Consider the following 17,783-nt stretch of genomic DNA (forward strand, 5'->3'; position numbering starts at 1 on the left):
GCCCTGGTCACCCAGGGCGGGGCGGTCGTGCATCCGAGCCTGCAGGGATGAGACGCGCCGCCCTGGCTCTCGGCGTTTCGGCCGTTCTGCTCGGCGTCGCGACTTCGGCGGCCGCCCAGCAGAACGCGTGCGTGCAAGCCTATGGGGACAAGCTTGCCGTCGCGCAGGTCGAGGTTTCGATCGGCGACGGCCTGATCCCGGTCAGCAGTGACGTGCAGGCCCTGGCCTATCTCGCCAAGCAGGCGCCCGCCGACCAGAAGGCCCGCTTCGAAAGCTTCGTCGCCGGCCGCAAGATGTCCGACGACCTGGCGGCCGAGCGGCTGGCCGAGTTCTTCGCCACTGAAAACATCGCCGAACGCCTGAAGGGCGACGGGACCGCGTCGCGACGCGTTCGCCTGTCGATCACGATCGACAAGGCCAAGTTCCCGGTGGCGAAGATGCCGCTGGCGCCGGTCATGCCGATCCTGAACCCAAGCATGAGCGGCGAGTTCAAGATCCAGGACGCGACCTCCGGCGCGATCCTCTGCGAAGGCCGCATCATCGACAGCATCAGCTTCGTCCCAGACATGCGCGAGGCCAAGAAGCGCAATGCGCTCAAGGTGTTGAACTTCGGCCGCGACGATCACCTGCAGGTGCTGGCCGGAGCCAGCAACGGACTGGCCCGCGACGCCCAGGCGCTGTTCCAGGATCCGTCGCTCGGCCGCATGAGCGCCCAGCGGATCGAAGGCGTCGAGGTCCAACAAGCCACGTTTGAAATTAGGGTCTCACAGCCCACCCCTACTTCTCAGGAGTCCTGATCATGGAAGCCGTCGACCCCACCGTGTTCCGCCTGGCGATCTTCGTGCTCGCCATCTTCGTCGGCTACTATGTCGTCTGGAGCGTGACGCCCGCCCTGCACACCCCGCTGATGGCCGTGACCAACGCCATCTCGTCGGTGATCATCGTCGGCGCGCTTCTGGCCGCCGCCGCGCACGGCGCCAATCCCGATCTGGCCGGCGGCACGGTGGCCGCCTCGACCTGGATCTCCAAGGGGGCCGGCGCCATCGCCGCCGCCTTCGCCGCGGTCAACATCTTCGGCGGCTTCCTGGTCACCAACCGGATGCTGGCCATGTACAAGAAGAAAGAGAAGAAATAGGCGGCGAGGGGCGGGGAGCCTTCGGGCCATGTTCAGCGCGATCAAGCGCATCGCCAACCGTTCCGACGCCCTCAAGCGCATAGCGCTGGAGCGGTGGTGGGACGAGCTGCGCGCCTCGCCCCGGGCTCAACAGCCCGGGCGGCTGATCGCCCATGGCCGCAAGACCTACAGCCAGAACGACGAGGACGGCATCGTTCTGGAGATCTTCAACCGCATCGGCGAGAGCGACCGGCGGTTCATCGAGTTCGGCGTCCAGGCCGGGGTGGAGTGCAACACCGCCCTGCTGCTGATGGCCGGCTGGAGCGGCCTGTGGCTGGACGGCTCGGACAAGTATGTCGAGGCCGCCAAACAGCACCAGTCCGTAGCCGTCTCCCAGGGCCGGCTGACCGTGAACAAGGCCTTCGTCACCGCCGAGAACATCGACAGCCTGCTGGGCCCCTGGGCCGGCGGGACCGCCGCCAAGCCGGCGACCGTCGACCTGCTGTCGATCGACATCGACGGCAACGACTACTGGATCTGGGAGGCGATCACCGCCGTGCGCCCGCGCGTCGTGATCATCGAATACAACGCCGCCTATCCGCCGCCCGTCGCCTTCGTCGCCGCGTACAAGGCCGACCGGGTCTGGGACGGCGGCAACTATCACAGCGCCAGCCTGACCAGCCTGGAAGCCCTGGGCCGCGCCAAGGGCTACGCCCTGGTCGGCTGCAATCTGTCGGGCGCCAACGCCTTCTTCGTGCGCGAGGACGAGCTGACCGGTCCCGACGGCCAGCCCCGCTTCGCCGCGCCCTATACGGCCGCCAACCACTACGAGCCGCCGCGCTACGACCTCTCCGGCCTGCCTTCAGGCCATCCGCCACGGTTCGGCGTCAACGCCGCGCCGGTCGTCGTGCATGGAGACAAGGCATGATCTCGCCTCTCCTCGCAATTTCGGCCGTGTTTGGCATCGCCGGTGTCGGGTGCGCCGTCGCCGGGGCGGCGATGGCCGCTAAGCGGACCAGGCTCGCTCTGATCCTGATTTCGCTGTTTCTCTTGATGACAGGCGCCAGCGCTGAGCTCCGGGTCTGGTCTGACCGAGTGGAAGACCCTAGCCGTGACGCCGGGAAAGCCCGGGCCATTGCGATTGAGAGCATCTCTATTGCTCGCGGCACGCACTCACCGGAGATGCGGGAGAGGGCTTTGAAGGCCGCAGAGGACGCGTTGAACCTGGACGCCGTCAGAGCTGATCCTGTGGGCCAGATCTTTTCGATCAATGAAATCGTGGCCCTGGCTCTGATCACGCTCGGATCCGTCCATCTCTGCATGGCCCTGACCCGGCCCGACATTCTCTCAACCCGCATCAAGCGGGACAACCAGACTGCACAGAACTCGGCGCCTGTCGCCGCATCGGGGGTAGACCTGTGAACGCCAATCTCGCCGCCATCCTCTACATCGTGTCCGGGGTGCTGTTCATCCTGGCGCTGCGCGGGCTGTCCAGCCCGGTGACCAGCCAGGCGGGCAACCGCAACGGCATGATCGGCATGGGCATCGCCGTGCTGACCACCCTGGCCACGCTCTGGAAACAGGGCGCGCTGGACCCCGTGACCATCGGGCTGATCCTCGGCGGCGTCGCGGTCGGCGGCACGGTGGGGGCGGTGATCGCCCGCAAGGTGGCCATGACTTCGATGCCGCAGCTGGTGGCGGCCTTCCACAGCCTGGTCGGCATGGCCGCGTGTCTGGTGGCCGTGGCGGCGATCTACACCCCGGCGGCCTACGGCATCGTCGGCGCGGACGGCCATGTGCACCTCAACAGCCTGATCGAGCTGTCTCTGGGCCTGGCGATCGGCGCGATCACCTTCACCGGTTCGGTCATCGCCTTCCTGAAGCTGAACGGCAACATGGGCGGCGCTCCGATCATGCTGCCGGCTCGCCATCTGCTGAACATCGTCCTGGCCCTGGGCATCGTCGCCCTGGTCGTGGTGCTGGTGCTGAGCGGCGGCGCGGCCATCTGGGCGTTCTGGGCGATCTTCGCTCTGGCCCTGATCGTCGGCATCACCCTGATCATCCCGATCGGCGGGGCCGACATGCCGGTCGTGGTGTCGATGCTGAACAGCTATTCGGGTTGGGCCGCGGCGGCCCTGGGCTTCACGCTCGAGAACACCACCCTGATCATCACCGGGGCCCTGGTCGGCTCGTCCGGCGCGATCCTGTCCTACATCATGTGCAAGGCGATGAACCGCAGCTTCATCTCGGTGATCCTCGGCGGCTTCGGCGCCGCCGACGCCGTGGCGGGCCCGGGCGGCAAGGTCGAGACGCGCCCCGTCAAGCAGGGCAGCGCCGACGACGCGGCCTTCATCATGAAGAACGCTTCGAAGGTGATCATCGTCCCCGGCTACGGCATGGCCGTCTCGCAAGCCCAGCACATCCTGCGCGAGATGGGCGACAAGCTGAAGGAAGAGGGCGTGGAGGTGAAGTACGCCATCCACCCCGTCGCCGGCCGCATGCCGGGCCACATGAACGTGCTGCTGGCCGAGGCCAACGTGCCTTACGACGAGGTGTTCGAGCTGGAGGACATCAACAGCGAGTTCTCGACCGCCGACGTGGCGTTCGTGATCGGCGCCAACGACGTCACCAACCCGGCCGCCAAGACCGATCCGCAGAGCCCGATCTACGGCATGCCGATCCTGGATGTCGAAAAGGCCCGGACGGTGCTGTTCATCAAGCGCGGCATGAGCTCGGGCTACGCCGGCGTCGAGAACGAGCTGTTCTTCCGCGACAACACGATGATGCTGTTCGGCGACGCCAAGAAGATGGTCGAGGGGATCGTGAAGGGGCTGTGACGCCGCCCCGCCGCGTCTGGCCTGTCTATGTGCGGTTCGTCTGTTTTCAGACGATCGAAGGGCAGCGGTCGCGGCTGGGCCTGTTCCAGGCGATCGACCTGGCGCGCGACAGCGACCAGAGTGAGGATTGGGCGCTGGCGGCGATCGAAGATCTCCGCCAGTGGTTCAGCGCCAACTTGACCGTGCCGCCCGCCCTGGCCAAGGGACTTGGCGATACGCGGCAACTGTCCTGGTTCAAGCCGGACGCCATCGAGCACGTCCGCCAGATGCACCGGTTGAAGGCGGCGCTGGAGGCCTGCGGCGTTCACGTCGAGGTGCTCACGACCAGGTCGCCCGGGATCATCTCCTACCAAGACGAACATCAGATCACCGCGGTTCCCCACGGGCGAAGCTTCTAACGTGGCTTGGTTGTCGGGCGTTAGACCCCCGGCCGCAGTTGCCCCGACGCTTCTAGCTTCATCCGCATATTCGTCGGGTCTGCGTCGCAGCCATTAGGCCAGGTCGGCGTGCCCATTTCCAGGAAGACCTTGGCGAAGAAGGTCTCGTCGGCCAGAGGCTGAACCATCGGGCCGCCTGACAGCACCCAGCCGCTGAGATCGACGACGCCGCTGGAAAGGTCGGAGAAAGCAAGGTCCAATCGGTGGCCGGGCAAAGCGCTGACGCGGACCGCGTGCACCAGCTTGATATCGGCGGTCGGTTCTTCCGAAGGGGCTTTGGCCTCAGAAACGGTATCGACTTTTGCTGAGTCGGCGGCGGCGATCCGCTTGAGCTTGGCGATACTGATCGCTCGCTGCCCATTCTTCTGAAGCGGCCCGGCGCCCTCCCACGCTGGTGCGCCGAAGCCGTCATAGACAATTTCCGCGAAGTCCGGCGACACGACGCGAAGAACGACCAGACGGTCGCAGGTTGCGTAGAGCGACACCGACTTTCCGCCGGTCAGCTTTATCTGCACGTCCCGCCCTGTCGAATCCTTCGCGTCATGACCTGCGTATGAGGCGGGATAGAGCTCGAGCCCCAATGCCTCGGCGGCGATCACCTCGCCGATGGATCCGACGAGGTGGCCGTCCGGCGTGAACTTCCGTCCGGGATAGAGCTTTTCCAGCTCGGCGACGGCTTCGTAGATAGCCGCGACGGGCGTCGGCAGGCGAATATGGCTCATGCCTACGCTGTCTCCAGCTTCAGGACCCCTGCCGCCGCCATGTCGTCGTGCAGGGCCTGGGGGCACCAGTCGTAGCCGTTGGGCCAGGTCAGGGCGCCCATCTCCAAGAAGACGCGATCGAAATAGAGCGGATCTCGGAATGGCACGGCCATCTCGCCGCTCCGCGTCGCGAGATCGGAAAAGTCCCACTCGCCGGCCTGTCCGTCCGTGAACCAGAGCTTGAGGTGGTAGTCGTCCAGTCGTTTCAGTTTGCTCACGTGAACGATCTTGCCGGTCATTATCGGCGTCCAGTCCCGGAAATTCTTTCGAACGGCCCAGCGGCGGCGTCGGCTGGCATGCGGGAATCGCAAGCATGGTCATGCGCGAGCGCCTGTAAAATACGTTCCCCATAGTTGCATGTTCGTGAATTGTTCTCAATCGGAATTTACTCGACAAAAGAAAGAGGCCCCGGACGTTCCCGTCCGGGGCCTTTTGCTTGTCGGGGTCATGCGGTCGCTCAGCGGGTGGCGACGGCGACCGGGGTGGCGCGGGCGGCCAACTTCAGGCCTTCGCGTTGGCTCGACGACAGTTGCTTGGCGGCCTGCTTGCGGATGCCGTCCTTGCAGCCGGCGATCGTGAAGTCGCCGGTGGGGTTGTCGCGGGCCAGATCGCGGCAGACGTGCTCGCCGGCGGCGTCGACGCGGGCGGCGAATTCGGCGGCGTGGGCGGGGTTGGAGAGGTTCAGGCCCACCAGCGAGATGGTGGCGGTCGTTTCGGCATGGGCGGCTTGCAGCAGGCCCAAGGCGGGCACGGCGGCCAGGGTGACGGTGGCTACGGCGGCCAGGCTGGTCATGAACTTGCGCATTGGAGTGTCCCTTGGGTTGATGTCGTCGGCGCGTCCCTGCGCCCCATGTCCAAAGATGTACTCCGGTGTTCTCGTGAATACTCGTTACGTCTCATTCATGACGTGTAATTAAGCTAGTGTACTCAAAGTAATGTTCTAAACTTCCTGTAATGTCGCATATCGATTATCGGCGCTCTTAAGGCCATGATTAACCAATGGTTAAGCTGCGCCGCCTTTTGGCCTTACGGGTGCGGCATAGAGCCCGCCTTCATCATCCCGAAAGGTCGCCTGTGGGATGGGAGCGCGCTTCGGCGCGGTCTCTTGCAGTGACCGACCGTCTGTGAGGATCGCTCTTGGCGTCACGAGTCCTGGCCGCAACGTCGTCTCCCTATTCGCTCGCCGCCTTCGCGGCGGTGGGCGGCGCCATCGTGGTCTGGGGCGCGATCAACGCCGTGACGGCCGTCGGCGCGATGAGCGCCGGCTCGGAGCAGCCCGCGCCGGCCCCGGTGCTCACCCCGGTCACGGCGCCCGAGCCGCCGCCTCCGCCGCCGCCGGCCTTCGTGTTCGACGCGCCGCTGCCAGGCCATGTGGTCAATTCGCCGTTCGGCCTGCGCCAGATGCCGTGGGAAGAGAACGGCCGCCTGCACGAGGGCGTCGACATCGCCGCGCCGGCCGGCGCCCCGGTCCATGTCGCCACCGACGGCATCGTCATGCGCAGCGGCGTCAGCGGCACCTACGGGCGTTTCGTCGAGGTAGCCCACAAGGACGGCTTCCGCACCCTCTACGCCCATCTGGGCCGCGACGCGGGCCTCAAGCGCGGGACTTACGTCAAGCGCGGCGCGACCGTGGCCTATGTCGGCAACTCCGGCCGCTCGACGGGCTCGCACTTGCACTTCGAACTGCGCAACAAGGCCGGCAAGCCGCTGAACCCGGCTCTGTTCATGGGCAAGACCTTCGCCGAGAAGAGCGACCTGCCGCTGAAGGCCGCCGCCAAGGTGGGCCGCACGGTCCGCCTGGCCCAGGTCTCCAGGTGGCCCGAAGGCGTGAAGAGCAAGATGTCGGCGAACGGCGAGGGCGTGGTCACCCGCGTCAAGGGCGGCCGCATCCGCACGCGGATCAACGTCGTCGACGGCTAAGGTTTCGCCAGGCCAGGCCCTGCACCGAATTTAGACGCGAGCGTCACTCGACGGCCATGCTTGCTCGGCTAGAGTGGCGACATGCTCAGACACGTCGGACGCGCCGTTGCCGGATTTGCTCTTCTCCTTCTCTCGTTCGTCGCCGTGGGCGGCCTGATGTYGGCGGCCGGCCATCCCGTGCCGCGGGGCCAGATGGTGGACATCGGCGAGGGCAGGCAGCTGCGCCTTGTCTGCGAAGGTCCCGCCCGGGACGCCAAGGGCGATCGTCCGACGGTCTGGCTGGAGGCCGGGGCCTTCGGCTTCGCCGCCGACTGGGGCGCGACCCAGCAGGCGCTGAGCGCCGCCGGCTGGCGCTCCTGCGCCTACGACCGGGCCGGCATGGGCTTCTCGCCGCCCGGACCCGCGCCGCGCGACGGCCTGGCCATCGTCTCCGACTTCGAGAAGCTGGTCGCCGCCTCGGGCGAACGGGGGCCGTTCATCCTGGTCGGCCACTCGATGGCCGGCCTGCGCCTGCGTGAATATGCCGGCCGCAACCCGGACAAGGTGGCCGGGCTGGTGCTGGTCGACGCCGCCACGGCCGACGCCTCGGAGACCGAGGCGTTCAAGCCGTTCATCCAGGCCTTCTCCACGGCGTCGCGCTGGGCGGCGCGCGGTGCGTCGATCGGGCTCTACAAGCCGCTGGTCTACACCAGCCTGGGCGACAAGATCGGCCTGCCGCCGGCCGCCAAGGCCGAGAAGCGCTGGGCCTTCGCCAACGGCCGCCACAATCGCACCGCCGCCGCCGAGGTGGCCCTGTGGTCCCTGTCGGCCCAGCAGGCGGTCGCCGTGCCGGCCTATGACCCGAACTGGCCGGTGGCCGTGGTCACGGCGGGACCGGTCAAGGGGCGCGAGAAGCGCAAGGCGATGCAGGCCGCGCCGGCCGAGCGGTCCAAGCACGGCTATGTGGACCACGTCGAGGGCGCGTCCCACACGCGGCTGCTGGGCGAGACGTTCGCCGGGCATATCGTCAAGGCGGTGGCGTTCGTGGGCGGGCGCTCAGGCGGTTAGCACTTGCCCCCTACGGGCCTTCGGCCGTCTTCCCCCACAGGGGGAAGAGGAACGTCCTCCGCCCCCTCGCCGCTGACAGACCGCGAAACGGCTGGGTGGGGCAAGAGGCTGAGCCGCTCACCTTTCAGGCAAACAAAACCCGCCCGGATCGCTCCGGGCGGGTTTGGTGTTTCCAGAAACCTGGAAAGCGTCGCTTAACGCGCGCCGACCGGCTTCTTGGGCATCGGGATCAGACCTTCGCGCTGGGCGCGCTTGCGCGCCAGCTTGCGGGCGCGACGGACGGCTTCGGCCTTTTGACGGGCGCGCTTTTCCGACGGCTTCTCATAGTGCACGTGCCGCTTCATTTCGCGGAACGAGCCTTCGCGTTGCATCTTCTTCTTCAGGGCCTTGAGGGCCTGATCGACGTTGTTGTCGCGGACGAAAATCTGGACCAGGGGTCTCTCTCCATTCGACGGCCCGACCATCTTCCCGAGTCCCTCTCAGGGGCCGGGCGGGCGAACAAAACCTGATAAGCCCGAGAAGGGATCTCCCGGGCGACGAGGGGCGGCTGATAGCAGAGGCGGGGGGCTCTGTCCATGGCGACGCGGCCTAAACTCCCGTGTAGACTCGGATTCATGAGCGACAAAACCGCCGAGGCGGCCAACTGGGCCGATACGACCGAGCAACGGGTGCTGGACGAGGCCCTGCGCCTGGCCCCGCGCCTGGGGTGGAACGCGGGCATGGCCCGGGCCGCCGCGGTGGCTGCCGGCCTCAACGCCGGCGAGGCGCAACTCCTTCTGCCGCAAGGCCCGCGCGACCTGGCCGCCCTGCTGTCGCGCCGTCACGACAAGGCCGCCCTGGCCGCGCTGAAGGCTCTGAACCCGCCGCCGACCAAGATCCGCGACAAGATCCGCGAGGGCGTCGTGGCCCGCCTGGACGCCGCGCAGCGCGACGCCGAGGCCCTGCGAAAACTGGCCGCTTTCCTGGCCTTCCCGACCAACATGCCCCTGGCCCTGACCCTGATCTGGGAGAGCGCCGACGTCTTGTGGCGCTGGGCGGGCGATACGGCGACGGACGAGAATCACTATTCCAAGCGGGCGATCCTGTCGGGAATTCTGGTCTCGACCCTGGCGGTCGACATGGCCTCGGGCCGCGAGTCGGCGCTGAAGCACCTGGACGGCCGCATCGACAACGTCATGGCCTTCGAGAAGTGGAAGGCGGGCGTCAAGCCGATGAACCTGGCCGCCGAGGTGGCGGCGGCGCTGGCGCGGATGCGGTACGGGCGATCCTAGGTTTGAGGACCTCCCCCTGTGGGGGAGGGCCTATCGGGAAGGCCCCAACGCCTTCTCCACCGCCGCCATCGCATGCAGCGTCGTCGTGTCGAACACCGGCACGGGGCTGTCCTCCTGGCCGATCAGCAGCATGATCTCCGTGCAGCCCAGGATCACCCCTTGAGCCCCGCGCGCCACAAGCCGCTGGATCGCCGCCCGATAGATCTCGCGCGAGGCGTCCAGAACCTGGCCGGTCACCAGCTCGCGATAGATGATCTCGTGCACCGCCTTGCGGTCCTCAGCCTCGGGGATCAGCACCTCCAGGCCGAACTTGTCCTCCAGTCGGCCGCGATAGAAGTCCTGCTCCATGGTGAAGGCCGTGCCCAACAGGCCCACCTTGGTCAGGCCCGCCGCCTGGATCGCCGCCGCCGTCGGGTCGGCGATGTGCAGCAGGGGGATCTTCACCGCCGCGTCGATGGCCCAGGCGCAGCGGTGCATGGTGTTGGTGCACAGCACCAGGAAATCGGCGCCGCCCTTCTGCAGCGCCTTGGAGGCGACCACCAGTTCGCCGGCCAAGGCGTCCCAGTCGCCAGTGTGCTGCAGGGCCTCGATCCGGGCGAAGTCGAACGACCACATCAGGGCGCGGGCCGAGGCTGTGCCGCCCACCCGATCGCGGACCCCCTCGTTGATCAGCCGATAGTACTGGGCCGAGCTCTCCCAGCTCATGCCCCCGATCAGGCCGATCATCTTCTGGCCGACTGGGGCTGGCTCGGCCATGCATCGCTCCGGGAAGGGCCGTCACACCGACGGCGCGTCTTTCCGCTAAGCTTGGACACGAACCTTGAAAAACAAAAGCCCGGGAGGCTCCGCCATGGACACCGTGATCCACAATCCGACCGACGGGATCTACGCCGCCACAGACGACTACGTGCATGCCCTGGAAGTGCGCAATCCGGCCCGCATGCTGTTCGTGGCCGGGACCATGGGGCTGGACGCGCAAGGGCTGGCGGGGACCAGCCTGGAGCACCAGCTGGAGCTGGTCTGGGGCAACCTGCGGGCCATCCTGGCCAGCGCCGGCATGACCACCGACAACATCGTGCGCCTGACCAGCTACCTGCGCGACCCGGCCTATGTAGAGGCCAACGGCGCGGCCCGGGTGAAGGCCCTGGGCGAGCGGCGCATCCCGACCACGGCGATCATCGTCCAGACCCTGGCCGACGACTGGCTGATCGAGCTGGAAATCATCGCCATGGCGTGAATGGCGTCCCCGGTCGGCGTCCTTAGCCGCCCGGGACCAGCTTGAGGCCGATGACGCCCGCCAGGATGAGGCCGATGCAGAGCATCCTCAGCGGCGCTGCGGAATCACCCATGATCACGATGCCCAGGATCGCGGTTCCCGCCGCCCCGATACCGGTCCAGACCGCGTAGCCGCTGCCCACGGGCAGGGTGCGCAGCGCCATCGACAGCAGGAAGACGCTGGACAGTCCGGCGGCGACCGTGAGCAGCCCGGGGATCGGCCGCGTGAAGCCTTCCGACGCCTTCAGGCTGAGGGCGAAGACGATTTCCAGAACGCCGGCGACGCCGAGCAGCAACCAAGCCATGTGGGATATCCTTTCGTCGCCTCGCCCGGCGCCGCGGCCGGGCGAGGTTCGATAAAGTCGAGGGATCAGGCCGCCTTGGCGGCGGCGGGGGTCGAACGGAACGTGACGCCAAAGCGGTTGAAGGCGTTCATCAGGCCGATCGCATAGGTCAGGTCGGCCAGGTCCTTGTCGCCGAACTCAGCGGCGGCGGCGTCGTAGTCGGCGTCGGGAACGCCGGTCTCGGCCACCCKGGTCACGGTTTCCGCCCAAGCCAGGGCGACCCGCTCGCGGGGGCTGAACACGCCGCCCGCGTCATGCCACACCGGGACCAGCACCAGCTTGTCGGTCGAAAGGCCGGACTTCAGCAGGTCGCGGGAGTGCATGTCGATGCAGAAGGCGCAGCCGTTGATCTGTGAGACCCGCAGATAGACGAGGTCGATCAGGGCCTTGGGCAGGTCGCTCTTCAGAAGCGTGGCGTACACGCCGCCGAAAGCCTTGAAGCCCTCGGGCGACGCCTTGGCGTAGTCGATGCGGTTGGTCATGTGACGAAGTCCTTGTCTGATTGAAGACCTCGATCGTGTCGGATCATGGTCCACCAAAGAAGGTCCATGATTGGCTTTATGGACTAGGCCATGATCGGCGTGGATCGGGCTTCGATCACAGGAGCTTCAGGATGCGCCGCCCCAGGGTCTCTGCGACCGCCTGGGAGTCGATGTTGGTGAAGTTGAGCAGCAGGGCCGAGGCGCCGTCGTCCTCCAGAGCCCAGTCCGACAGGGCTTCCCCGTAGAGGCCCTCGCCCCGCATGCGCGCCACCAGCTCACGGTCGGACAACCCGTCCTGGGGCCGGAGGATCAGGTGCATGCCGCCGGGCTGGGCGTCGATCCGCATGCGGCCGCCCAGCGCGCTCTCCAGGCCCGCCGCCGTCATGTCCCGGCGCTCGGCGTAGAGCTTGCGCATCCGCTGGATGTGCCGCGCGAAGTGGCCTTCGGTGATGAAGGCCGTGACGACGGCCTGCGTCAGCTCGGGACTGCCGCCGGTGAAGGCCTGGCTGACCTGCTCGAACCGCTCGACCTGGGCTTCCGGCACGACGACGTAGGCCAGTCGCAGGCTGGGCAGCAGCACCTTGCTGAACGTCCCCGCGTAGAGCACGCGCCCGTCGCGATCCAGGCTCTTGAGGGCCGGCAGCGGGCGGCTGACATAGCGGTACTCGCCGTCGTAGTCGTCCTCGATGATCCAGGCGTCGGTGCGGGCGGCCCAGTCTAGCAGGGCCAGGCGGCGGGGCAGGGACAGGGAGACGCTCAGCGGGCTCTGGTGGGCGGGGGTGACGACGGCCGCGCGGGCTTGGGGCGCGACCTTGAGCCCCTCCGCGACGACCATGCCCTCGCGATCCACCGGCACGGGCACGGCGGCGATTTGCATGTGCGCCAGCAACTCCCGCGTGGGCGGATAGCCCGGGTCCTCGAGCCAGACCCGGTCCCCCGCCTTCAGCAGAGCCTGGGCGATCAGCGTCAGGCTGTGGCGATAGCCCGAGGTGACGAAGACCTGGGACGGCGAGCAGTCGATCCCGCGCGAAACCTGCAGATAGGCGGCGATCTCGGCCCGCAGCGCGGGCAGGCCGTAGACCGGGGGATGGACCATGTCGGACGGCTGCATGGCCCGCACGCACCGCGCGCCCAGCCGCGCCCAGATCTTGCGGGGAAACCGGTCGAGGGCGGGCAGGCCCATCTGGAACGGCAGGATCGACTCCGGCCGAAAGCTCGCCGGCGCGGGGCCGGCGTCGGGGCGGGGCGGGGGACTCGGCAATGGCGATCCCGGCTTGAGGTCGGGCGTCACGACCGTGCCGGCCTGGCCGCGGGCCTGGATGTAGCCCTCGGCGGCCAGCAGCGAATAGGCGGCCTCGATGGTGCCTCGTGCCAGGCCCAGCTCCTGGGTCAGGGCCCGCGCCGAAGGGATGCGGTCGCCGGGCTTCAGGACGCCGCTGGCGATGGCTCCGCGAAAGCGCTCGTAGATCTGCCGATAGAACGGTTCGGCCGCCGTGGGATCCAGCGGTGCGAGGCTGCCTGGCTTTGGGACGGTCATGGCCGACCGTACCATCGCGTGGCGATCATGGCTCAGCCGGAATTGCCGTTCATGGACCTTGGGCCCGGGCCATGAGGCTCTAGACTCATCGCCTGGACAACCCTGGAAACGGCGATGAAGACGATCCTGCATGTCAGCTGCAGCCCGCGCGGCGAGGCCTCAGAGAGCCGCCGGCTCGCCCGCAACATTCTCGGCTTCCTGCTTCAGGCGCATCCTGAGGCGACCGTTGTCGAGCGGGTGATCGGCGGTGTCGAGATCCCGCCGATCGATGCGGACTATGCGACCTCTCAGCAATCGTCGGCCGACGTGTCCCAGGCAGGCTCCATGGCCACGTCCGAGGCGCTGGTCCAGGAGCTGGAGGCCGCCGACATCGTGATCATCGGCACGCCCATGCACAACATGACCGCGCCCGCCGCGCTGAAGGCCTGGATCGACCACGTCGTCCGCGCCCGCCGGACGTTCGACCTCACCCCGGCGGGCAAGGTGGGTCTGCTCCGCGACCGTCCGGTCTTCGTGGCCCTGAGCTCGGGCGGCAAGTTCTCCGGCGAGCGCGCGCGCCAGCCCGACTTCCTGACGCCCTATCTGCGGGCGGTTCTAGGGATGGTCGGGCTGCGCGACCTGACGTTCTTCTCCGTCCAGGGGACGGGCGCCGGTCCCGACGCCGTGGCCGAGGCCAGGGCCAGGACGGATCAGGCGCTGGAGGCGCATTTTACGCGGGTGAACGCCTAGTCCTTCAGCCCGCGCAGCCGGTTCACGTGCCCCATCTTCCGCCCCGGCCGGGCTTCGCCCTTGCCGTAGAGGTGGACGCGGGTCTCGGGTTCGGCGGCCAGCTTGGCCCAGGCCTCGACCTCGGGGCCCAGCAGGTTGGTCATCTCGACATGGGCGCGCGGGGCGGTGGGGCCCAGGGGCCAGCCGGCGACGGCGCGGATGTGCTGTTCGAACTGGTCGACCTCGCAGCCGTCCTGGGTCCAGTGACCGGTGTTGTGCACCCGGGGGGCGAACTCGTTGACCAGCAGCTTGCCGCCGGCCAGCTCGAACAGCTCCACGCCGATCACGCCGACATATTCCAGGGCGGTCAGGATCTTGGCGACGATGGCCTCGGCCTGGTCGCGGGTGGCGTTGCTGACCTTGGCCGGAGCGCTGGTGCGGCGCAGGACGCCGCCTTCGTGGTGGTTGTCCGACAGCGGATAGCAGGCGATCTCGCCGTCGCGGCCGCGGGCGGCGATCACCGACAGCTCGCGCACGAAGTCGGCCGGGGCCTCGAGAATGGCCGGTTTCTGGCCGATCTTGTCGAAGCTGGCGGGAGCGTCGGCGGCGCGCTGCACCCACGCCTGGCCCTTGCCGTCATAGCCCTCGCGGCGGGTCTTCAGCAGGGACGGAGCGCCGATCTTGGCCACGGCGGCGGCCAGGTCGTCGGCGGTCTCGACCGAGGCGAAGGCGACCGTCGGCACGCCGATCTCGGCCAGGAAGCTCTTTTCCACCACCCGGTCCTGGGCGGCGGCCAAGGCCTTGGCCCCGGGGGCGACCAACACGCCCAGGGCGGTCAGCTCGGCGACCGTGGCGGCCGGGACGTTCTCGAATTCGTAGGTGACGACGTCGCACGCCTCGGTCAGGCGCTTCAGCGCCCAGCGGTCGTCATAGGGGGCGACGATCTGGCGGGCGGCGACACGGCCGGCCGGGCTGTTCTCTTCGGGATCCAGGATCACCACGTCGAAGCCCAGGCGCGCGGCGGCCAGGGCCAGCATGCGGCCCAGCTGTCCTCCGCCGAGGATGCCGATCGTGGAGCCTGGGGCCAAAGGGAAAGCGGGCGGAGAAGAAGCCATCAGTCTTCAACGCTTTCGACGACGCTGTCGGTCTGTTGCGCCCGGAAGTCGGTCAGGCGCTGAGCCAGGTCCGCGTCCGAGAGGGCCAGGATCTGGGCGGCCAGCAGGCCGGCGTTCTTGGCGCCGGCCTCGCCGATGGCCAGGGTGGCGACCGGAACGCCGCCCGGCATCTGGACGATGGAGAGCAGGGAATCCAGGCCGTTCAGGGCCTTGGACTGAACCGGCACGCCCAGCACGGGCAGGATGGTCATCGCTGCGACCATGCCCGGCAAATGAGCCGCGCCGCCGGCCCCGGCGATGATCACCTTGTAGCCCGCGGCCTGGGCGCCCGTGGAGAACTCGACCAGGCGTTGGGGGGTGCGGTGAGCCGAAACCACCTTGGCCTCGTAAGCCACGCCCAGGGCGTCGAGCGCGTCGGCCGCCTTCTTCATGGTCGGCCAGTCCGAGCGGCTGCCCATGACAATGACCACGGGGGGGGCGACGGGTGGCGTGGCGGTGGGCATCGGCGACGATTTCCCTAGAAGGCGGCGGCAGGCGTGCTGCGACCTGACGGCCGTGAATCGCGGGCCTTATAGCCGCTGGCGCCCAGGCTCCAAAGCCCGTTCTCATTGGGAAAGCCCAACCGATCCCGAGAGATAATGCGGCGCCGCGACGCTGCGACACATGGCCGTCGCCATTGTCATGGTTAATGAAAGAACGCAGAAATACCGAAGCTTCACCGCAAGTGATTCCCCAAGTGGCTTCCATCGTCCCATGAAGATCAGCAGCGCTCGCACCGAATCCTTCTCGGCGATCCGTCGCCGGGCGCTGACCGAGGCCGCTGGCCCGGCGGTCGCGCGCGCCGTGGTCGCCGCCGACACGGCGGGCTTCCTGGGGCTGTCGGAAGCCGACCTGACCCCGCAGGTGCAGTCGGCGCTGAAGACGCTGATGGTCGAGATCGACGACCTGCGCAACGAGGTCGCCCGCCTGAAGTTCAAGCTGGGCGAGGCGCAAGGCCTGGCCGACATGGACGTGCTGGCTCCGGTGCTGAACCGCCGGGCCTTCCTGCGCGAGATCAAGCGGGTGGCCGCCTTCGCCCAACGCTACGGCTCGCCCGCCAGCCTGGTGTTCTTCGACCTGGACGGCTTCAAGGCCGTCAACGACCGCTTCGGCCACGCAGCCGGCGATGAGGCCCTGAAGGCCGTGGCCGGACGCCTGCTGGCCAATGTCCGCGAGAGCGACGTGGTGGGTCGGATCGGCGGCGACGAGTTCGCCGTGCTGCTGGTCCAGGCCGACCAAGCGACCGCCACGTCCAAGGCCGAGACCCTGGCCGCCGCCGTGCGCGACATGCCGGTGCAGGTCGGCGAATGGTCGGTGCCGCTGCGCATCTCCTGGGGCGTGCGCGAGATCGAGGCGGGCGCGGATCCGCAAGTCGCCCTGGCCGAGGCCGACGTGGCGATGTTCCTGAAGAAGCGAGTGCGTAAGGAAGCTTGATCGCCGCCGGTTTCCGCAGATGAAGAATTGGTAAAATATTCAGGACGGCGTCTAAATTCGCCAATTCTGGAAACAATGGACGTTCTGGGTGTTGTTACGGTCCAAGAGGACTTCAACAATGAACGCTCATCAAATTCTGTTCGTGGAAGATGATCCGATCATCAGCATGTCGGCCTCGGAATTCATTCGAGATCGCGGCTTCAGGGTGCTGGACGTCGATTGCGCTATGGACGCCATGGCGGTCATCGATCGACATGGCTATCTGTCGGCGCTGGTCACCGATGTCGACCTTGGTCCCGGCCAGGACGGCTTCGCCCTGGCGCGCCAGGCGCGCACCGCCTATCCGCGCCTGCCGGTGGTGTTCATCTCCGCAACGGCCGCGGCGCGCCATGCCGTCGAAGGCGTGGAGGGCTCGGTGTTCATCAGCAAGCCCTATCACCCGCGCCAGGTTATCGCGGCTCTGAACGACATGCCGGTCTATCGCACGGCGGCGTGACCTTTCGCGGACGCCGGTTCTTGAAGCCGGCGTTCGCGAGCTCTACCAATCCTCCGCCGTCGTCCGGAGGTCTTGAATGCCTAAGCCGCACCGCTACGCCACCACCCTGACCTGGACGGGCAACACCGGCGAGGGAACGGCGAATTATCGCGCCTATGAGCGGGCCTACGAGATCGCCGCCGACGGCAAGCCGGCGCTGCTCGGCTCGTCCGATCCCAGCTTCCGGGGCGATCCCGCGCGCTGGAATCCCGAGGAGTTGCTGCTGGCCTCGATCAGTTCGTGCCACCAGTTGTGGTACCTGCACCTGTGCGCCGTGAACGGGGTGGTGGTCACCGGCTATCGCGACGAAGCCGTGGCGGTGATGGTCGAGGACGAGACCGGCGGCGGCCGCTTCGAGAGCGCCACCCTGCGGCCGCGCGTGACCATCGCGGCCGGGTCGGACCCCGCCAGGGCCATGGCCCTGCATCACGAGGCGAACACCAAGTGTTTCGTGGCCAACTCGCTGAACTTCCCGGTGGGGCACGAGGCGAGCGTGGAGGTCGAGGGGTGAGCCCTAGGCGATGATGTCCGGCATCAGCTGATCTTCCAGCCGCACGATCTCGTCCTTCAGGGCCAGCTTGCGGCGCTTGAGGCGGGCGATCTGCAGCATGTCGGGCAGGGGGCGTTCCTCGAGGGCCGCGACCGCGTCGTCGAGGTCCTGGTGTTCCTCGCGCAGGATCGCCAGTCGCCGTTCGAGGGCGATGTCGCTGTCTTCGGAAGCGTCGTCGTCGTTCATGGACGCTCCTGCTGGCGTGGCCCAAGGACCCTCAAGGGGGCGGTGATAGATAGCAAAGCCTGACAGCCGGTAAAGGCCGTCATGACGCGTCCTTGGCGACCTCGCCGGACAGGGCGCCGGAAAGGGCGCGCAGGGCGGCCTCGCGCGGCGGATCGCCGGACGCCCGGGCGGCCTCCAGCAGGGTGTCGAAC

General features: G+C 67.7%; 25 protein-coding genes. 14 read left to right on the top strand and 11 right to left on the bottom strand.

Features of this window, described 5'->3' with window-relative positions; genetic code table 11:
* The first annotated feature begins 47 nt into the window (after positions 1 to 47).
* Genes AC1DZ6_RS03750 through AC1DZ6_RS03775 form a run of 6 tightly spaced genes read left to right on the top strand, consistent with a single transcriptional unit; the run spans position 48 to position 4,349 of the window.
* Positions 48 to 797 carry a hypothetical protein gene (locus AC1DZ6_RS03750; protein ID WP_477095854.1) on the top strand — a complete coding sequence of 250 codons (750 nt, stop codon included), beginning with the start codon at positions 48 to 50 and terminating at the stop codon, positions 795 to 797.
* 2 nt (positions 798 to 799) lie between these two features.
* Positions 800 to 1,135 (top strand): NAD(P) transhydrogenase subunit alpha part 2, encoded by a 336-nt coding sequence (locus AC1DZ6_RS03755; RefSeq protein WP_477095855.1) that lies wholly within the window; start codon positions 800 to 802, stop codon positions 1,133 to 1,135.
* A 28-nt stretch (positions 1,136 to 1,163) separates the two neighbouring features.
* Positions 1,164 to 2,042, top strand: coding sequence for a class I SAM-dependent methyltransferase (locus AC1DZ6_RS03760; RefSeq protein ID WP_477095856.1), 879 nt, complete (start codon positions 1,164 to 1,166; stop codon positions 2,040 to 2,042).
* Positions 2,039 to 2,536, top strand: a complete 498-nt coding sequence (locus AC1DZ6_RS03765; RefSeq protein ID WP_477095857.1) for a hypothetical protein — start codon at positions 2,039 to 2,041, stop codon at positions 2,534 to 2,536. Before AC1DZ6_RS03760 ends, AC1DZ6_RS03765 begins: the two co-directional genes overlap by 4 nt.
* Positions 2,533 to 3,951: an NAD(P)(+) transhydrogenase (Re/Si-specific) subunit beta gene (locus AC1DZ6_RS03770; RefSeq protein ID WP_477095858.1), complete on the top strand. Its 1,419-nt coding sequence runs from the start codon at positions 2,533 to 2,535 to the stop codon at positions 3,949 to 3,951. Before AC1DZ6_RS03765 ends, AC1DZ6_RS03770 begins: the two co-directional genes overlap by 4 nt.
* Positions 3,948 to 4,349: a hypothetical protein gene (locus tag AC1DZ6_RS03775; protein WP_477095859.1), complete on the top strand. Its 402-nt coding sequence runs from the start codon at positions 3,948 to 3,950 to the stop codon at positions 4,347 to 4,349. The genes AC1DZ6_RS03770 and AC1DZ6_RS03775 overlap by 4 nt, the downstream gene beginning before the upstream one ends.
* A gap of 20 nt (positions 4,350 to 4,369) precedes the next feature.
* Here AC1DZ6_RS03775 and AC1DZ6_RS03780 read toward each other — a convergent pair whose 3' ends face one another.
* The 3 genes from AC1DZ6_RS03780 to AC1DZ6_RS03790 form a co-directional block, all read right to left on the bottom strand.
* Positions 4,370 to 5,110, bottom strand: a complete 741-nt coding sequence (locus AC1DZ6_RS03780) for a DUF6998 domain-containing protein (RefSeq protein ID WP_477095860.1) — start codon at positions 5,108 to 5,110, stop codon at positions 4,370 to 4,372.
* Positions 5,111 to 5,112: 2 nt separating this feature from the next.
* Positions 5,113 to 5,367, bottom strand: a complete 255-nt coding sequence (locus AC1DZ6_RS03785) for a DUF2442 domain-containing protein (RefSeq protein WP_477095861.1) — start codon at positions 5,365 to 5,367, stop codon at positions 5,113 to 5,115.
* Positions 5,368 to 5,606: 239 nt separating this feature from the next.
* Positions 5,607 to 5,954, bottom strand: a complete 348-nt coding sequence (locus tag AC1DZ6_RS03790; RefSeq protein WP_477095862.1) for a UrcA family protein — start codon at positions 5,952 to 5,954, stop codon at positions 5,607 to 5,609.
* A 332-nt stretch (positions 5,955 to 6,286) separates the two neighbouring features.
* Between AC1DZ6_RS03790 and AC1DZ6_RS03795 the strand changes: the two genes are divergently transcribed.
* Positions 6,287 to 7,069 (top strand): M23 family metallopeptidase, encoded by a 783-nt coding sequence (locus AC1DZ6_RS03795; protein ID WP_477095863.1) that lies wholly within the window; start codon positions 6,287 to 6,289, stop codon positions 7,067 to 7,069.
* 81 nt (positions 7,070 to 7,150) lie between these two features.
* Entirely contained in the window at positions 7,151 to 8,116 is a 966-nt protein-coding gene (locus AC1DZ6_RS03800) for an alpha/beta hydrolase (protein ID WP_477095864.1), read from the top strand.
* 194 nt (positions 8,117 to 8,310) lie between these two features.
* On the opposite strand, the gene rpsU is transcribed toward AC1DZ6_RS03800, so the two are convergent.
* Complete coding sequence (gene rpsU / locus AC1DZ6_RS03805) at positions 8,311 to 8,550, bottom strand: 30S ribosomal protein S21 (RefSeq protein WP_085953736.1); 240 nt, start codon at positions 8,548 to 8,550, stop codon at positions 8,311 to 8,313.
* Positions 8,551 to 8,730: 180 nt separating this feature from the next.
* On the opposite strand from rpsU, the gene AC1DZ6_RS03810 reads away from it, so the two are divergent.
* Entirely contained in the window at positions 8,731 to 9,387 is a 657-nt protein-coding gene (locus AC1DZ6_RS03810; protein WP_477095865.1) for a COQ9 family protein, read from the top strand.
* A gap of 30 nt (positions 9,388 to 9,417) precedes the next feature.
* Here the strand turns inward: AC1DZ6_RS03810 and AC1DZ6_RS03815 are convergent, their stop codons facing one another.
* Positions 9,418 to 10,143 carry an aspartate/glutamate racemase family protein gene (locus AC1DZ6_RS03815; protein WP_477095866.1) on the bottom strand — a complete coding sequence of 242 codons (726 nt, stop codon included), beginning with the start codon at positions 10,141 to 10,143 and terminating at the stop codon, positions 9,418 to 9,420.
* A gap of 94 nt (positions 10,144 to 10,237) precedes the next feature.
* Between AC1DZ6_RS03815 and AC1DZ6_RS03820 the strand changes: the two genes are divergently transcribed.
* Positions 10,238 to 10,624 (top strand): RidA family protein, encoded by a 387-nt coding sequence (locus tag AC1DZ6_RS03820; protein ID WP_477095867.1) that lies wholly within the window; start codon positions 10,238 to 10,240, stop codon positions 10,622 to 10,624.
* Between the two features lie 22 nt (positions 10,625 to 10,646).
* Here AC1DZ6_RS03820 and AC1DZ6_RS03825 read toward each other — a convergent pair whose 3' ends face one another.
* The 3 genes from AC1DZ6_RS03825 to pdxR all read right to left on the bottom strand — a co-directional run bounded on the left by AC1DZ6_RS03825 (position 10,647) and on the right by pdxR (position 13,025).
* Positions 10,647 to 10,967, bottom strand: a complete 321-nt coding sequence (locus AC1DZ6_RS03825; RefSeq protein WP_477095868.1) for a DMT family transporter — start codon at positions 10,965 to 10,967, stop codon at positions 10,647 to 10,649.
* 65 nt (positions 10,968 to 11,032) lie between these two features.
* Positions 11,033 to 11,488 carry a carboxymuconolactone decarboxylase family protein gene (locus AC1DZ6_RS03830; protein ID WP_477095869.1) on the bottom strand — a complete coding sequence of 152 codons (456 nt, stop codon included), beginning with the start codon at positions 11,486 to 11,488 and terminating at the stop codon, positions 11,033 to 11,035.
* A 115-nt stretch (positions 11,489 to 11,603) separates the two neighbouring features.
* Positions 11,604 to 13,025 (bottom strand): MocR-like pyridoxine biosynthesis transcription factor PdxR, encoded by a 1,422-nt coding sequence (gene pdxR / locus AC1DZ6_RS03835; RefSeq protein WP_477095870.1) that lies wholly within the window; start codon positions 13,023 to 13,025, stop codon positions 11,604 to 11,606.
* A 114-nt stretch (positions 13,026 to 13,139) separates the two neighbouring features.
* Between pdxR and AC1DZ6_RS03840 the strand changes: the two genes are divergently transcribed.
* Entirely contained in the window at positions 13,140 to 13,754 is a 615-nt protein-coding gene (locus AC1DZ6_RS03840) for an FMN-dependent NADH-azoreductase (protein ID WP_477095871.1), read from the top strand.
* On the opposite strand, the gene AC1DZ6_RS03845 is transcribed toward AC1DZ6_RS03840, so the two are convergent.
* Both AC1DZ6_RS03845 and purE read right to left on the bottom strand, forming a co-directional pair.
* A complete protein-coding gene (locus tag AC1DZ6_RS03845) occupies positions 13,751 to 14,848 on the bottom strand; it encodes a 5-(carboxyamino)imidazole ribonucleotide synthase (protein ID WP_477095872.1) in 1,098 nt (365 codons plus the stop codon). The genes AC1DZ6_RS03840 and AC1DZ6_RS03845 overlap by 4 nt on opposite strands.
* The gene (gene purE / locus AC1DZ6_RS03850; protein WP_477095873.1) at positions 14,848 to 15,351 is read right to left on the bottom strand and encodes a 5-(carboxyamino)imidazole ribonucleotide mutase; all 504 of its coding nucleotides are present in this window, start codon (positions 15,349 to 15,351) and stop codon (positions 14,848 to 14,850) included. The genes AC1DZ6_RS03845 and purE overlap by 1 nt, the downstream gene beginning before the upstream one ends.
* Before the next feature lie 250 nt (positions 15,352 to 15,601).
* Between purE and AC1DZ6_RS03855 the strand changes: the two genes are divergently transcribed.
* From AC1DZ6_RS03855 to AC1DZ6_RS03865, 3 genes are all read left to right on the top strand, one after another.
* Positions 15,602 to 16,321 carry a GGDEF domain-containing protein gene (locus AC1DZ6_RS03855; protein WP_477095874.1) on the top strand — a complete coding sequence of 240 codons (720 nt, stop codon included), beginning with the start codon at positions 15,602 to 15,604 and terminating at the stop codon, positions 16,319 to 16,321.
* Between the two features lie 118 nt (positions 16,322 to 16,439).
* Positions 16,440 to 16,817, top strand: a complete 378-nt coding sequence (locus AC1DZ6_RS03860) for a response regulator (protein ID WP_477095875.1) — start codon at positions 16,440 to 16,442, stop codon at positions 16,815 to 16,817.
* Positions 16,818 to 16,893: 76 nt separating this feature from the next.
* Positions 16,894 to 17,367 carry an OsmC family protein gene (locus AC1DZ6_RS03865; protein ID WP_477095876.1) on the top strand — a complete coding sequence of 158 codons (474 nt, stop codon included), beginning with the start codon at positions 16,894 to 16,896 and terminating at the stop codon, positions 17,365 to 17,367.
* Positions 17,368 to 17,370: 3 nt separating this feature from the next.
* Here the strand turns inward: AC1DZ6_RS03865 and AC1DZ6_RS03870 are convergent, their stop codons facing one another.
* Positions 17,371 to 17,592 carry a YdcH family protein gene (locus AC1DZ6_RS03870; RefSeq protein ID WP_477095877.1) on the bottom strand — a complete coding sequence of 74 codons (222 nt, stop codon included), beginning with the start codon at positions 17,590 to 17,592 and terminating at the stop codon, positions 17,371 to 17,373.
* Between the last annotated feature and the right edge of the window lie 191 nt (positions 17,593 to 17,783).

Source organism: Caulobacter sp. P1_B12_2 (assembly GCF_056406675.1).

Coding starts and splice junctions, on each gene's coding strand:
- AC1DZ6_RS03750 (WP_477095854.1), top strand. CDS start 48: ATGAGACGCGCCGCCCTGGCTCTCGGCGTTTCGGCCGTTCTGCTCGGC.
- AC1DZ6_RS03755 (WP_477095855.1), top strand. CDS start 800: ATGGAAGCCGTCGACCCCACCGTGTTCCGCCTGGCGATCTTCGTGCTC.
- AC1DZ6_RS03760 (WP_477095856.1), top strand. CDS start 1,164: ATGTTCAGCGCGATCAAGCGCATCGCCAACCGTTCCGACGCCCTCAAG.
- AC1DZ6_RS03765 (WP_477095857.1), top strand. CDS start 2,039: ATGATCTCGCCTCTCCTCGCAATTTCGGCCGTGTTTGGCATCGCCGGT.
- AC1DZ6_RS03780 (WP_477095860.1), bottom strand. CDS start 5,110: ATGAGCCATATTCGCCTGCCGACGCCCGTCGCGGCTATCTACGAAGCC.
- AC1DZ6_RS03790 (WP_477095862.1), bottom strand. CDS start 5,954: ATGCGCAAGTTCATGACCAGCCTGGCCGCCGTAGCCACCGTCACCCTG.
- AC1DZ6_RS03810 (WP_477095865.1), top strand. CDS start 8,731: ATGAGCGACAAAACCGCCGAGGCGGCCAACTGGGCCGATACGACCGAG.
- AC1DZ6_RS03815 (WP_477095866.1), bottom strand. CDS start 10,143: ATGGCCGAGCCAGCCCCAGTCGGCCAGAAGATGATCGGCCTGATCGGG.
- AC1DZ6_RS03820 (WP_477095867.1), top strand. CDS start 10,238: ATGGACACCGTGATCCACAATCCGACCGACGGGATCTACGCCGCCACA.
- AC1DZ6_RS03825 (WP_477095868.1), bottom strand. CDS start 10,967: ATGGCTTGGTTGCTGCTCGGCGTCGCCGGCGTTCTGGAAATCGTCTTC.
- pdxR (WP_477095870.1), bottom strand. CDS start 13,025: ATGACCGTCCCAAAGCCAGGCAGCCTCGCACCGCTGGATCCCACGGCG.
- AC1DZ6_RS03840 (WP_477095871.1), top strand. CDS start 13,140: ATGAAGACGATCCTGCATGTCAGCTGCAGCCCGCGCGGCGAGGCCTCA.
- AC1DZ6_RS03845 (WP_477095872.1), bottom strand. CDS start 14,848: ATGGCTTCTTCTCCGCCCGCTTTCCCTTTGGCCCCAGGCTCCACGATC.
- purE (WP_477095873.1), bottom strand. CDS start 15,351: ATGCCCACCGCCACGCCACCCGTCGCCCCCCCCGTGGTCATTGTCATG.
- AC1DZ6_RS03855 (WP_477095874.1), top strand. CDS start 15,602: ATGAAGATCAGCAGCGCTCGCACCGAATCCTTCTCGGCGATCCGTCGC.
- AC1DZ6_RS03860 (WP_477095875.1), top strand. CDS start 16,440: ATGAACGCTCATCAAATTCTGTTCGTGGAAGATGATCCGATCATCAGC.
- AC1DZ6_RS03865 (WP_477095876.1), top strand. CDS start 16,894: ATGCCTAAGCCGCACCGCTACGCCACCACCCTGACCTGGACGGGCAAC.
- AC1DZ6_RS03870 (WP_477095877.1), bottom strand. CDS start 17,592: ATGAACGACGACGACGCTTCCGAAGACAGCGACATCGCCCTCGAACGG.